This window comes from Achromobacter sp. Marseille-Q0513, from assembly GCF_018195695.1.
Taxonomy (GTDB): Bacteria; Pseudomonadota; Gammaproteobacteria; order Burkholderiales; family Burkholderiaceae_B; genus Achromobacter.
In genome coordinates this window covers 1-12,882 of sequence record NZ_JAGTJY010000181.1, presented here as the reverse complement: position 1 = coordinate 12,882, position 12,882 = coordinate 1, and the positions used below count along the sequence as shown (strand labels likewise).

General features: G+C 67.8%; 11 protein-coding genes, 1 tRNA gene and 2 pseudogenes. 2 read left to right on the top strand and 12 right to left on the bottom strand.

Annotated features, from left to right (window positions below; translation table 11 throughout):
• Positions 1–47 precede the first annotated feature (47 nt).
• From KDH83_RS25515 to KDH83_RS25505, 3 genes are all read right to left on the bottom strand, one after another.
• Positions 48–884 carry a PhzF family phenazine biosynthesis protein gene (locus KDH83_RS25515; protein ID WP_212320803.1) on the bottom strand — a complete coding sequence of 279 codons (837 nt, stop codon included), beginning with the start codon at positions 882–884 and terminating at the stop codon, positions 48–50.
• A 142-nt stretch (positions 885–1,026) separates the two neighbouring features.
• Positions 1,027–1,872 carry a hypothetical protein gene (locus KDH83_RS25510; protein ID WP_212320802.1) on the bottom strand — a complete coding sequence of 282 codons (846 nt, stop codon included), beginning with the start codon at positions 1,870–1,872 and terminating at the stop codon, positions 1,027–1,029.
• A gap of 155 nt (positions 1,873–2,027) precedes the next feature.
• Positions 2,028–3,146 carry an NAD(P)-binding domain-containing protein gene (locus KDH83_RS25505; RefSeq protein WP_212320801.1) on the bottom strand — a complete coding sequence of 373 codons (1,119 nt, stop codon included), beginning with the start codon at positions 3,144–3,146 and terminating at the stop codon, positions 2,028–2,030.
• A gap of 156 nt (positions 3,147–3,302) precedes the next feature.
• Here KDH83_RS25505 and KDH83_RS25500 point away from each other — a divergent pair, with 156 nt between their 5' ends.
• Together KDH83_RS25500 and KDH83_RS25495 are read left to right on the top strand one after the other, a co-directional pair.
• Positions 3,303–4,574: a serine hydrolase domain-containing protein gene (locus KDH83_RS25500; RefSeq protein WP_212320800.1), complete on the top strand. Its 1,272-nt coding sequence runs from the start codon at positions 3,303–3,305 to the stop codon at positions 4,572–4,574.
• Positions 4,575–4,627: 53 nt separating this feature from the next.
• Positions 4,628–5,284 (top strand): alanyl-tRNA editing protein, encoded by a 657-nt coding sequence (locus KDH83_RS25495; protein WP_212320799.1) that lies wholly within the window; start codon positions 4,628–4,630, stop codon positions 5,282–5,284.
• A 268-nt stretch (positions 5,285–5,552) separates the two neighbouring features.
• Here the strand turns inward: KDH83_RS25495 and KDH83_RS25490 are convergent.
• The 9 genes and pseudogenes from KDH83_RS25490 to KDH83_RS25450 form a co-directional block, all read right to left on the bottom strand.
• Positions 5,553–5,629, bottom strand: a tRNA-Pro gene (locus tag KDH83_RS25490).
• A 412-nt stretch (positions 5,630–6,041) separates the two neighbouring features.
• On the bottom strand, positions 6,042–6,500 hold the full coding sequence (locus KDH83_RS25485; RefSeq protein ID WP_249205350.1) for a MerR family transcriptional regulator: 459 nt from the start codon (positions 6,498–6,500) through the stop codon (positions 6,042–6,044).
• A 57-nt stretch (positions 6,501–6,557) separates the two neighbouring features.
• Positions 6,558–6,896 (bottom strand): integration host factor subunit alpha, encoded by a 339-nt coding sequence (locus KDH83_RS25480; RefSeq protein WP_103273814.1) that lies wholly within the window; start codon positions 6,894–6,896, stop codon positions 6,558–6,560.
• Between the two features lie 2 nt (positions 6,897–6,898).
• Positions 6,899–9,316, bottom strand: a complete 2,418-nt coding sequence (pheT, locus tag KDH83_RS25475; RefSeq protein WP_212320798.1) for a phenylalanine--tRNA ligase subunit beta — start codon at positions 9,314–9,316, stop codon at positions 6,899–6,901.
• An 18-nt stretch (positions 9,317–9,334) separates the two neighbouring features.
• Entirely contained in the window at positions 9,335–10,357 is a 1,023-nt protein-coding gene (gene pheS, locus KDH83_RS25470; protein WP_212320797.1) for a phenylalanine--tRNA ligase subunit alpha, read from the bottom strand.
• Between the two features lie 76 nt (positions 10,358–10,433).
• Positions 10,434–10,793 (bottom strand): 50S ribosomal protein L20, encoded by a 360-nt coding sequence (gene rplT / locus KDH83_RS25465; RefSeq protein ID WP_006387998.1) that lies wholly within the window; start codon positions 10,791–10,793, stop codon positions 10,434–10,436.
• 17 nt (positions 10,794–10,810) lie between these two features.
• Positions 10,811–11,008, bottom strand: a complete 198-nt coding sequence (gene rpmI, locus KDH83_RS25460) for a 50S ribosomal protein L35 (protein WP_006387997.1) — start codon at positions 11,006–11,008, stop codon at positions 10,811–10,813.
• Positions 11,009–11,467: 459 nt separating this feature from the next.
• Positions 11,468–12,169 (bottom strand): annotated as a pseudogene (locus KDH83_RS25455) (ATP-binding protein); the annotation flags it as partial.
• Positions 12,170–12,426: 257 nt separating this feature from the next.
• Positions 12,427–12,882, bottom strand: a pseudogene (locus KDH83_RS25450) (hypothetical protein); the annotation flags it as partial.

Genomic DNA, 12,882 nt, shown 5'->3' with positions numbered 1-12,882 from the left:
CCTGCCGGCGAGGCGGCGCGGCGGCCGCGGGCGGACGGGCGTTCCATCTATGCCAACACGACCGACACGGCGGCGGACGCGGGGCAGGGGCCGGCCGATATCCAGGCCCGCATGTTCACGGGCCGCATGACGGAAGCCCCGGCCACCGGCAGCGCCACCGCGGCGGCCACGGCGCTGCCGGTGGCCGGTTCTTCCGTCATGCGGCCCGTGAACATGCGGGCCTGGATATCGGTCGGCCCCTGCCCCGTGTCCGCCGCCGTGTCGGTCGTGTAGGCATAGATGGAACGCGCGTCGTCCAGCGGCAGCAGCGCCGCATAGCCGGCAGGATCCGGCGATGCGCGGCGCAGTGCATCGCGGCTGGCCAGCTGGACCACCAGGAAGGTCAGGCCGACCGACACGACTTGCGGCGCGTGCTCGGCCGTCTCGATGTCCCCGGGCGCCAGGCGCAAGGCCCGCGCCACCGCATCCACGGGCGCCAGGGCGCGCCGGGACAGTGGCTGCGGCGCCTGCAACTCGGCGCCGTCCACGTCCGCCCCTTCGCGCCGCAGCGCGATCCGCACCAGCCCGGCCGCCTCGTCGAACACGAACGCGTCCGGCACGGGACGTCCCGATGCCGCCAGCTCGCGCGCCAGCACCACCGCCGTGCCGACATTGGGATGCCCGGCGAAAGGCACTTCCCGATCGGGCGTGAAGATCCGCACCTCGGCCGTGTGCGCCGGATCCCGCGCCGGCAGCACGAAGCTGGTCTCGGAGAAATTGAACTCGCGCGCGATGCGCAGCATCTGCGCGGTATCCAGGCCTTGCGCGTCGAGCACGACGGCCAGCGGATTGCCGCCATAGGCGTGGCGGGTGAAGACATCGGCGACAACGTAGCGGTAGGGCATGGAACGGTCCTGGTTGACTGCGCGCGCCGTCCGCGCAAGCTGCGTGGACGGATGCGGGCGCGCAATCAGTATGGACAAGGTCGGGCCGCGCCGCCATGCACAGAGCGGCCGGGATTGCGCCATAACAGGCTGGCCCGCCCGACTACTTCGCGATGAAGGCCATGATGCGGTCCACGAATGCCGCGTCCACGCCGGCAAAGCCATGGTGCCCGCTGTAGCGGCAGGGATTCGCCTGATCATCCACGCCGCCGCTGAGCCACGCGACCTCGACTTTCGGACCGGCCCAGGCCTTGAACGGCTCGACCCCGGCCGGACGCGTCCAGCGGCAATGGTCCTCGCGATGGTGGATCGCCAGGGTCGGCGGCAGCCGCGACGGCGTGCCCAGGATGGCTTGCACGCTGTCGCCCGGCCCGGATTCCGGGCTGAGAAAGCCCGAGGACAGCACCACCTTGTCCGGACGCGCGCCCTTCGCCAATCCCTGCGCCAGCCGCTCCGTGCCCTTGCTGGTGCCGATGACGGTCACCGGCGCTTTCAACCTGGCCATGTAGCCGACCGCCGCCGCCAGGTCCGTGCCCAGGTCGACCAGCATCACGTTATAGCCGCGCGCCGCGAACGCGTCGCGGTTGCGGATCAGCACGTTGTCCGCGCCATCGGTGAACTGCGCGCCGTCCGTCACGTTCAGGCGCCCGTCGCCGCCCGTCAGCAGCAGGATGCCGCCCTTGGCCTGGTCGGCGCGCATGACGATGTTGCGCACGCCATCTATCGTGACGGTCTCGCCATGCTTGACGACGACGGCCGGCCCGGCGGCCCACACCGGCGACGCCACGGCGATCAGCGCGGCCGCGATGGCGGCGCCCGCGCCTTGCAGGCTGCGGCGCGGCGCGGCGCAAGCCGCTGACGCCCCGGTCTCGCACGCAAGGCGGCGCACACCCTGCACGGCGCCCAATCCGCGCGCCCGCGTTGCCCTGGCGTTCAATCCTTGAACCATGTTCTTTCCCCTTTCGCTGTCTGCCACGTCTTGCGCATGCCAGCCATGCGCGCTTTACCGGCCGGCTTCCTGCTCGACCCGGCGCACATGCTAACGGGACAGGCCATGAATCCTTGGAGAGAACTGTGAAGAATGGTGCATTTACTTGCGGGCCGTCAGCGCGGCTCCGCCGCCCGCGGCGGCATGGCGGCGGCGATCCGACGATCCGTGTCCGCCCGCTTGATCGCCTCGACGATGCGCCGCGCATCCTCGCCCGCGCCCATGACCAGCGCCGACGCACGGTTGCGCTGCCACGGACGGCCGACATAGGCAAGGCCGGACACCGGAGAAACGCCCGCGTCGTGCAGCAAGCGGCCCTCGTCGCCCAAGGCACCGGGGATCTCGATCCAATCGGTCCGATCCCGATAGCCAACCGCCCACACCACCGCCGCCACCTGGCGGCGCTCGCCGTCAGCGAACACGGCCGTATCGCCCTCGGCGGCCGTCAGCCTGGGCCGCAGATCGATGCCGCGCCGCGCCAGGCTCGCCAGGCCTCGGTCCCGGTCCGGAAAAGGATCCCTGCGCCGCAATGCCTTGCCGAGGAATGACGCGGACGGCGCGCGCATCAGCCCCAGGCAGCGCAGCCACCACCAGATCGATTTGCCCAGCACGCGCTCGGGCACCAGCTTGCGCGGCTTGCCCGTGGCCAGCATCACCGGATGCGAGGCCGAGGCCAGCACGGCCAGGTCGCGGCCGCTGGCCCCGTCTCCCACCACCAGCACCGGCCCGTCGGGCAAGGACTCGCCGGCGCCGAAGCTCTCCGGGGTCAACTGCGGAATCTGAGCGCCGAAGCCGCGCGCGATCGCCGGCACCACCGGCGCCTGAAAGCCGCCCGTCGCCACGATGACATGCGTGGCGGCCAGCGTGCCGCCGTCCGACAAGTCGGCCAGGAAGCTCCCCTGCGGCCCGGCGCGCAGGCGCTGGACCGAGGTCGACAGCCGGATGGGCAGCGCGAAGCGCCCTGCGTAGGCCTCCAGGTAATCCGCGAACTCGTCGCGGCCGGCATAGCCGTCCGCGTCGCCCGCCAGGGCCATGCCGGGCAAGGCGCTGAACGCGCGCGTGGTGAACAGCGACAGCGAGGCGTAGCGTTGCCGCCAGACATCGCCGATCCGGGCGCCGCCCTCGACGATCAGAAAAGGCATATCCTGCCGCTTCAGCCAATAGCCCGCCGCCAGTCCGGCCTGCCCGCCACCGATGACCAGGACGAAACGGGAACGCTCCAACGCGCTGGACATGCTTGCTCCTTTCAGTTGAACTGCCTGGCACGATAGAGGCTGTAGCCGCTTCAAGGTCCATAGGCGCGTTGAGGCCGCCGGCCATGGCGTGCCCGCGGTCCGATCGCGACTCCCCCGCTCTCGCGCCCCACGTCTTTCGACATCGATCACCGCCCCATGACACTCGCGCTGCACCAGTACCTGCAAGACCTGGCCTCGCACGCCGATCTCCACGGCGTGCTGGGCGTCTACGCCGATGGCGCTGCCGTGGCCGAGCAGGCCTACGGCCATGCGGATCTTGCCAGCGGCCGCAAGAACGCCCCGGACACCCGCTTTCACATCGGATCTCTGAGCAAGAGCCACACGGCCGCCGCGATCCTGTTGTTGGCGCAGCATGGCAAGCTCGACCTGCACGACAGCGCCGCGCGATACCTGCCGGATTGCGGCCTGGATCCGCGCATCACGCCCATGCATCTGCTGCGGCACCGCTCGGGCCTGGGCAACCACACCGCCCTGCCCGCCTATTGGCCGGAACTGATGCGGCGGCACATCGCGCCCGAGCACCTGATCAGGCTGATCACCGCCTCGCCCCTGCTGGATGCGCCAGGACAGGCCTGCCGCTACAGCAACACCGGCTACGCCGTGCTGGCCCGGATCGCGGAACGCGTCGGTGGCGATGCGCTGCACGACATGCTGCGCACGATGCTCTGGCAGACGCTGGAACTGCGCGAGACGGGATCGATCGACACCGCGCACAGCATCGGCTGCATGCTGGACCCGGACAGAACGCCCGCGCCGCCCTTGCATTCCAGCGTGGCATTCGGCGCCTACGACCTGGCCGCCAGCGCGCGCGACCTGGCCCGCTGGTGGCTGTCGCTGATCGACGGCAAGGTCCTGGACGCGGCGCATACCGACTTGATGCTCGGCGGCCCGCCCGGCGACTTCGGTTGCGGCTGGTGGCTGGACGAGATCAAGATCGACGGCCGGCGCTGGCGCAGCGTCGCGCACAAAGGCGACGTCAATGGCCATACGTCCATGCTGCTGGGCCTGCCGGAACGCAGGCTGTGCGCCGTCGTGCTGTTCAACACCGCCTCGACGCCTGCCAGCGCGACGGCGCGACGCCTGCTTGGGCTGGCCATGGGCGAGGCCTGGCCTGCCTATCCCGCCGCCCTGAACGAGAACGTCGACGACTGGGCGCAAGGCATCTATCGCGATGAACTGGGCGCGACCTACATCGTCGATACCGCGCGCCGGCTCATTGCCGCGACGCGCGACTACGGCGTCCCGTGCCGCTATGCGATCCGACCCAGCGAGGCGGGCCCGGATACCCAGGCATGGCGCGCCGATGCCTTCGACGAACGCCACGATTTCCAGCGCGGCGCGGCTACGCTGACCGTCACCTTGGCGGACGGAAGCAAGCAGCATTGCAGGAAGGTGCAGGCAGCCTGAGCAATGCTCTATAGTCGCTGGATCATCCCAGCCCCTCGCGCGCGGAGCCCCACGTGACAGACAAGGTTTTCTGGCAAGACCCCTACCTGGACCATCTGCGGACCGAGGTGTCCACCGTCGACGGAGACATCGTCCGCCTGCGCGCGACGATCTTCTACGCCAACGCCGGCGGGCAGGAAAGCGACAGCGGCACGATCGCGGGCATTGCCGTGCTGAAAGCGGAAAAGGACGGCCTGGACATCGCCTACACGCTGCCGCCCGGCCATGGCCTGCACGCCGGCGATGAAGTGGACGTGCGCATCGACTGGGCGCGGCGCTACGGCCTGATGCGTCATCACTTCGCGGCCGAGATGGTGCTGCAGCTGATCTATGACTGTGAACCAGGCATCCTCAAGGTCGGCGCGCATATTTCACCGATGAAAGCGCGGATCGATTTCCAGCGCGGCGCGAGCATCAGCGAACTGTTCGAGACCGTCCAGGCGCAAGCCGACGCGCTGATCGCCGCCGACAAGCCCATCGTGACGGCGTTTTCCGACGAGGCGAATCATCGGCGGTACTGGGAGGTCGAGGGATTCACCCGCATGGGCTGTGGCGGCACGCATCCGCGCACGACCGGGGAGATCGGCGGGATTGCGCTGAAGCGGAAGAATCAGGGGAAAGGGGTGGAGCGGGTGGAGATTACCTTGTCGGGAGCAATGGCCTCAAGGTAGCGCAGCGCCAATACGGCGCGGCATGTGTAGCGTGCGGTCTCCGGTGAGCTTCAACTTCACCGTATTCCGCTGTTCCCTCATTTTGATGAATGCCGTGTTTGGTGTTTTGGTATTTTGGTGTTTGGTGCTCGCGCAACTTGCGCTCTAGACGAAGTAGCTTTCCCGAAGCACGGTATCCACCTCGCGGCGAATGAAAAAACCAAAATGAATATGGACAGGCAATGAAAAAAGCCGTCAGTGAAAAATCACTGACGGCTTTTTGAACTGCTGGTCGGGACGGCGGGATTCGAACTCGCGACCCCTTGCACCCCATGCAAGTGCGCTACCAGGCTGCGCTACGCCCCGAAAGAAAAAGATTATAGCAGAGCAAAAAATTGTTTGCACGCACTCACGCAAAAAATTTTGCAGATGCTCGAAAAAAATTTGGAGCACGCGTTGACCATGCTTGCGTGGGCCTGTTGAATGCAAGGGATATCCTCGTGTCTGTCGATGTGCAATCAACAGGCGCACCATCCGTAAGAGAGCGCCAGGTCGCCACCACCTCCCCAACGGCCACGTCGATGCCGGCGACGTCGCGGCGCCAGGCACGACAAGGTCAGGCCACGGCAACGCAACCGCGACTGCGCCGCGCGATGCACAAGCATGCGACAACGCACGTCGCGCATAGCAGCTCAGGCTACGCTGACTTCAAAAACAAGGGAGACGTATTGCCGGCAAACACCGCGCCGGCACGAGGCCGGCGCGAGCGCAAGCGGAATCAGGCTGCCGGCGCGGACACGCCGGAGGATTGAACGCTGGCGGCGTGCGTGTCGCCAGCTTGCGCGCCGGGCTTCATGCCCAGCGCTTCGCCCAGCATCGCCGACACATTGCCCAGCTCATTGCGCAGGGCCTGCATTTCGGCGCCGGACAGGCGCACGGCGGCGTCCTGGTCATGCGGCGTGTCGCGCGCGTCGCCGAGGCGGTTGCGCGCGCCGCTGATGGTGAAGCCTTGTTCGTACAGCAGCGAGCGGATGCGGCGGATCAGCAGCACTTCGTGATGCTGATAGTAGCGGCGGTTGCCGCGCCGCTTCACCGGCTTGAGCTGCGTGAATTCCTGTTCCCAGTACCGCAAGACGTGAGGCTTGACGCCGCACAGGTCGCTGACTTCACCGATGGTGAAGTAACGCTTGGCGGGAATGGGCGGTAAGGTGGTAACGGTGGATTCGGGACGTGTCATAAGTGGATTTTATGCCGCGTTGCGTCGAGCGCCGATAACATTTACCGACAAAGCGTATCACTCCACGGCGTCGGGCGCAGCCGGCGTGGCCTGCTCCACGACGCTCTTGAGCTTCTGGCTGGCATGGAATGTCACCACGCGGCGCGCGGCGATGGGGATGGTCTCGCCCGTCTTGGGATTGCGACCAGGGCGCGGCGGCTTGTCGCGCACCTGGAAGTTGCCGAATCCCGAGAGCTTCACGGAGTCGCCGCGCGCGAGCGCGTCGCGGATCTCTTCGAAGAACGTGTCGACGATGTCCTTGGCCTCGCGCTTGTTCAGGCCGACCCGCTCGAAGAGCAGCTCGGCCAGTTCAGCCTTGGTCAGGGTACGCGGCTCGGCAAGCATAGTGTTCCCCATGTTCAAGCGCGTAGTCGCGCGCCGTGGGCGCTGATCAGGGCATCCCTGATGCGCGCCATGCAATCCGCCACCCGGGCGTCGTCCAGCGTGACCTCAGTGTCCTGTAGCCAGAATCGGAAAGCAAGGCTTTTCTCGGCCGCGGGAACGCCGTCCTGGGACTTCTCGCGCCACACGTCGAACAGGCGCAGGTCGCGCAGCACGGCCAGTTGGGGATCGGTCTTGGCCAGCGCGGTGACGGTGTCCAGCATGGACTGGACCGGCACCTGGGCGTCGACCCACAGGGCCAGGTCGCGCACCACGATGGGCTGGCGCGACTGCTCGCGGACCTGGGGCAGCTCGCCTTCCGACAGCGCGGCCACGTCCAGTTCGAACACCACCGGCGCATGGGCCAGGTCGGCCTGCTGCGCCCAGCGCGGGTGCAGTTCGCCGATCCAGCCGACGACCTTGCCGTCCAGCGAGACGCGGGCGCTGCGGCCGGGGTGCAGCGCGGGATGCGCGGCGGCCTCGAAGCGCAGGCGGTCGCCGCGCGCGCCGAACAGCGCCTCGACATCCATCTTCACGTCGTAGAAGTCGACGTGGCGCGCGGGCGCGCCCCACTGCTCTTCCACGGCCGGGCCCCAGGCCGCGCCGGCCAGCATCAGCGGCTGGCGCACGCCGGCCACCATCAGCGGGCCGTCCTGCACGGCGGCGTCGCGCGTGAACACGCGACCCAGCTCGAACAGGCGCACGCGGGTCTGCTTGCGATTGGCGTTGTGGACGATGTTGGCCACCAGGCTCGCGATGAGGCTGGAACGCATCACCGACAGATGGCTGGCGATGGGATTGACCAGGCGCACGGGGTCGGTATTGCCGGCGTAGTCGCGTTCCCAGTCGGCTTCGACGAAGCTGTAGTTGACCACTTCCTGGTAGTCCTGCGCGGCCGCCAGGCGGCGCAGGGCGTGGTTGCCACGGCGGACTTCGGGCAGCGAGAACATCTTGGCGCGCGCCATGGGCGGCACGGTGGGAATGTTCTCGAAACCGTAGATGCGCGCGACTTCCTCGATCAGGTCTTCCTCGATCTCGATGTCGAAGCGGAACGACGGCGGCGTGACGACGAAGTCGTCGCCTTCAATCGTGTATTCCAGGCCCAGGCTGCCGAAGATGCGGCCGACATCGGCCTGCGTCACCGGCACGCCCAGCACGCGGTGGCAGCGCGCCAGACGCATGCGCACGGGTTCGCGCTTGGGCAGGTTGACGATCTGGTCGTCCAGCGGACCGGCCTGGCCGCCGCAGATGTCGACGATCAGGCGCGTGATGAATTCGATGTGCTCGGGAATCGTGGCGTAGTCCACGCCGCGTTCGCCGCGATGGCTGGCTTCCGAACTGAACTTGTAGCGACGCGCGCGGCCGGCCAGCGACTGCGGCCACCAGAACGCGGCTTCCAGGTAGATGTTCTGCGTGTCCAGCGTCACGGACGTGGCTTCGCCGCCCATGATGCCGGCCAGGCTTTCGACGGTGTCGCCGGCCACCACCACGCCGACCTTGGAATCCAGCGTGACGGTCTGGCCGTTCAGGAGTTCCAGCGTCTCGCCTTCGCGGGCCCAGCGCACCGACAGGTCGCCCTGGATCTTGTCCAGGTCGAACACGTGCGACGGACGGCCCAGCTCGAGCATGACGTAGTTGGAGATGTCCACCAGCGCCGACAGCGAACGCTGGCCGGCGCGCTCCAGGCGCGTCTTCATCCATTCCGGCGTGGCGGCGCGGGCATTGACGCCGCGGATCACGCGGCCGCCGAAACGGCCGCACAGGTCGGGGGCCTCGACCTTGACGGGCAGGCGCTCGTCCAGCGTCACGGGCACGGCCTTGGCGGTGGGCACCGACAGCGGCGCGCCGGTCAGCGCGGCGACCTCACGGGCCACGCCCAGGATCGACAGGCAGTCGGCGCGGTTCGGCGTGAGCTTGAGCGTGAACAGCGTGTCGTCCAGGTCCAGCGCGTCGCGGATCGACAGGCCGGGAGCCAGGTCGCCGGACAGTTCCATCAGGCCGGCGTGATCCTGGGACAGGCCCAGCTCGCGCGCCGAGCACAGCATGCCGGACGATTGCACGCCGCGCATCTTGGCCACGCCGATCTTCATGCCGCCGGGCAGCTCGGCGCCGACGCGGGCCAGCGGCACGGTCAGGCCGGCGGCCGCGTTGGGCGCGCCGCAGACGATCTGCAGCAGCGCGCCGGAGCCGTCGTCCACTTGGCAGACGCGCAGCTTGTCGGCGTCCGGATGCGGCGCGATCTCGACGATGCGCGCCACGACCACGCCGCTGAACGCGGGTGCCGCCGGCACGGCGTCTTCGACTTCCAGGCCGGCCATCGTGAGCCGGTGCGCGAGTTCATCGGTTGCGATCTCGGGATTGACCAGGGAACGCAGCCAGGATTCGGGAAATTGCATGATCAGCCGTCGCTTCGGTTATTCGTTGAACTGGCGCAGGAAGCGCAAATCGCCTTCGTAGAACTGGCGCAGGTCGTTGACGCCGTAGCGCAACATGGTCAGGCGCTCGAGCCCGGAACCGAAGGCGAAGCCGATGTAGCGCTCGGGGTCCAGGCCGAAATTGCGCACCACTTGCGGATGCACCTGGCCGGAACCGGAGATCTCCAGCCAGCGGCCGCGGTTCGGCCCCGACGTGAACATCATGTCGATTTCGGCGGACGGTTCGGTGAAGGGGAAGAACGACGGGCGGAAACGCACGACGAGGTCGTCGCTTTCGAAGAAGCAACGCAGGAAATCGGTGTACACGCCTTTCAGGTCGGCGAAGGAGATGTCCTCGGCGATCCAGAGCCCTTCCACCTGGTGGAACATGGGCGAGTGCGTGGCGTCGCTGTCGACGCGGTAGGTGCGCCCCGGCGCGATGACCTTGATGGGCGGCTTGTGCATGCGGGCATAGCGCACCTGCATGGGGCTGGTGTGCGTGCGCAGCAGCAGCGGCTGGCCGTCGGCGTCCTGCATGTCGACGTAGAACGTGTCGTGCATCGAACGCGCCGGATGGTCCAGCGGGCTGTTCAGGGCGGTGAAGTTGGTCCAGTCGTTCTCGACTTCGGGGCCGTCGGCCACGTCGAAGCCGATGGAGCGGAAGATCTCTTCCACGCGCTCCCAGGTCCGGATCACCGGATGGATGCCGCCCGGCGCGCGGCCACGGCCCGGCAGGGTGACGTCGATGGTTTCAGAAGCCAGACGGGCGTCCAGCTCGGCTTGCGCCAGCGCGGCGCGGCCCAGATTCAGGAACTCCTCGACCTTCTTCTTGGCCTGGTTGATCTGCGCGCCCATCTCGCGCTTTTGCTCGGGGTCGAGTTTGCCCAGCCCCTTGAGCAGCACGGTCAGCGCGCCATCCTTGCCCAGGAAGCGGGCCTTTTCGTTTTCGAGCGCGGCGGCGTCCTTGGCCGCGGCGAAACGTTCTTGCGCCTGGGAAACCAGGTCGTCAATCGATTGAGTCATGAATCCAGCCCTCAAAACGCAAACGGGGCCATGACAGCCCCGTTTGCAGCGATGCGCGATGAGTTAAAGCGCGCGATCAGGCAGCCAACGCAGCCTTGGCTTGCTGCACGATGGCGGCAAAGCCGGCCTTGTCGCGCACGGCCAGATCGGCCAGGACCTTGCGGTCGAGCTCGATCGCAGCCTTCTTCAGGCCGGCGATGAACACGCTGTAGCTGACGCCATGCTCACGGACGGCGGCGTTGATACGCGTGATCCAGAGCGCGCGGAACGTGCGCTTCTTGTTGCGGCGGTCGCGGTAGGCGTATTGGCCAGCGCGCATGACCGCTTGCTTGGCGATGCGGAACACATTACCGCGGCGGCCACGGTAACCCTTGGCGGCGGAAATGACTTTCTTGTGACGGGCACGGGCGGTAACGCCGCGTTTGACGCGAGGCATAGTAGATCTCCCTTAGATCAAGCGAAAGGCATCATGGCTTTCACGGAAGCCACGTTGGTTTCATGGACCGCAGCCGAACCGCGCAGCTGGCGCTTGTTCTTCGTGGTCTTCTTGGTCAGGATGTGACGCTTGAACGCCTGACCACGCTTGATGGATCCGCTGCCGCGAACCTGAAAGCGCTTTGCGGCGCTTTTCTTGGTCTTCATCTTGGGCATGTTGATTCCCTAAACTAAACACTGATTGTTGATTTACATGACGCCAGGTGCCTGACGGCGCCGTGAGCCAGATAAGCCAGACCGGCCTGCCCGCAACGGAATCGAATCCGAAGCCAGGCAAATCCGGGCTTGCTGCCCAGGGCGGCGCGACAAGACTTGTCGAACCCGTTGCCACTTCTGTGGTACTGCTTTCCAGCGATCGCTGCCACCTGCGCGCCAGGGTCAGGACCAGAACGTCTATCCCCCCAAAGCCACGCCATGCTCGAAGCATGTTTTGCAGCGCTTTTCCCTCATGCGCAAAGCCCAAAGGCAGGTCACGCACACGCCAGATCCGGGAAAGCCTTTGATTATATGGCGATTTCCGGGCTTTTGTCGAATCGGATAAGGGATCACCCTGCAGGGGCCTGCCAGATCCGTATGCCATATGTCCCTGGATTTCGCCAAAACACCCCTTTCCCCTCATTCCGCCCGGTACTGCACCGCCTGCGCGACATGCCGGGCGCCCAACCGTTCCGCGCCGTCCAGGTCGGCGATCGTGCGCGCCACCCGCAGCGTCCGGTGCAGCACGCGGGCCGAGCCGCGCAGGCGGCGCATGGCTTGCAGCAGCAGCTCCCGCCCGCTCTCGTCCAGCGCGCAATGGCGGTCCAGCTCCGCGCCGGCCAGGGCCGCGTTGGGCTTGTCCTGACGTTCCAATTGCCGCCCACGGCAGGCCAGGACCCGCTCACGCACCGCCGCCGAGGCCTCCCCCGGCGGCCCGTCCAGTTCTTCCGGGGCCACCGGCGGCAGGCGCAGATGCAGGTCGATGCGGTCCAGCAAAGGGCCGGAGACGCGGCCCGCGTAGCGCGCCACTTGGTCCGGCGTGCAGGCGCAGGCCCGCGCCGGGTGCCCGCGCCAACCGCAGGGGCAAGGGTTCATGGCCGCGACCAGTTGGAAGCGGGCCGGAAAGCGCGCCGTGCGCATGGCCCGCGAGATCAGCACCCGGCCGGTTTCCAGCGGCTCGCGCAGCGATTCCAGCGTGCGCCGGTTGAATTCGGGCAGTTCATCCAGGAACAGCACGCCGTGATGCGCCAGGCTGATCTCTCCAGGCCGGGGATGGGTGCCGCCGCCCACCAGCGCCGGCACGGACAGGGAATGATGCGGCGCCCGGAATGGCGGCTGCCCGGCGGGCGCCTGCGCCTGGACGGGCGCGGACAGCGCCAGGACGCCCATCGGCGCGGACAGGGCGGCCGCTAGCGCGCGGGCGCGGATCGGGGTTCGGAGACGACGGACTTGCATGGGGATTCCTTGGCGGCGGACGCGCGGTGCGCGGCGTACATCAGGCATGCCAAGCGAGATGAAAAAAGGGGAACCGGAAAAGCGTCGCTGTTACAAAATAGTCGGGAAGGCCCTTGCCGGCGTCGGCGCTTTGGCGGAATGGGTCAGGCGCTTTCCAGCCTGATCCAGCCCGGCAGCACGCGCCGCGCCCGCACCGGCAGCGTCGCTTCCAGCGCGCGCAGCGCGCGGTCGGTGTCGGCCAGCGGGAAGACGCCGACCAGCGGCAGGTCGGCGACGCCGGGCGCACAGGTGAGCAGGCCCCGGCGATAGCGCGCCAGCTCGGCGGTGAAGTCCGCCAGTGGCACGGCGTTGGCCACCAGCTCGCCGCGCGTCCAGGCGCCGCTGCCCGGCGCCAGCGGTTCCGGCGCGCCGATGGCGTTGCCGTCGATCGCACAGCCGAATCCGGCCTGGACCTGGCGCGCGGGGGCATGCCCGGGCTGGATCTCCACGGCGCCGGCATGCACGTCCAGCCAGGCGCGGCCGCCATCCCGGCGCACCGCGAAGCGCGTGCCCAGCGCGCGCAGTCGCGCATAGCCCAGGTCCAGCACGAAGGGGCGGGC

What these genes read in the sequence shown, in the direction of transcription:
- KDH83_RS25515 (WP_212320803.1), bottom strand. Translation starts at nt 884, where the DNA reads ATGCCCTACCGCTACGTTGTCGCCGATGTCTTCACCCGCCACGCCTAT.
- KDH83_RS25510 (WP_212320802.1), bottom strand. Translation starts at nt 1,872, where the DNA reads ATGGTTCAAGGATTGAACGCCAGGGCAACGCGGGCGCGCGGATTGGGC.
- KDH83_RS25505 (WP_212320801.1), bottom strand. Translation starts at nt 3,146, where the DNA reads ATGTCCAGCGCGTTGGAGCGTTCCCGTTTCGTCCTGGTCATCGGTGGC.
- KDH83_RS25500 (WP_212320800.1), top strand. Translation starts at nt 3,303, where the DNA reads ATGACACTCGCGCTGCACCAGTACCTGCAAGACCTGGCCTCGCACGCC.
- KDH83_RS25485 (WP_249205350.1), bottom strand. Translation starts at nt 6,500, where the DNA reads ATGACACGTCCCGAATCCACCGTTACCACCTTACCGCCCATTCCCGCC.
- KDH83_RS25480 (WP_103273814.1), bottom strand. Translation starts at nt 6,896, where the DNA reads ATGGGGAACACTATGCTTGCCGAGCCGCGTACCCTGACCAAGGCTGAA.
- pheT (WP_212320798.1), bottom strand. Translation starts at nt 9,316, where the DNA reads ATGCAATTTCCCGAATCCTGGCTGCGTTCCCTGGTCAATCCCGAGATC.
- pheS (WP_212320797.1), bottom strand. Translation starts at nt 10,357, where the DNA reads ATGACTCAATCGATTGACGACCTGGTTTCCCAGGCGCAAGAACGTTTC.
- rplT (WP_006387998.1), bottom strand. Translation starts at nt 10,793, where the DNA reads ATGCCTCGCGTCAAACGCGGCGTTACCGCCCGTGCCCGTCACAAGAAA.
- rpmI (WP_006387997.1), bottom strand. Translation starts at nt 11,008, where the DNA reads ATGCCCAAGATGAAGACCAAGAAAAGCGCCGCAAAGCGCTTTCAGGTT.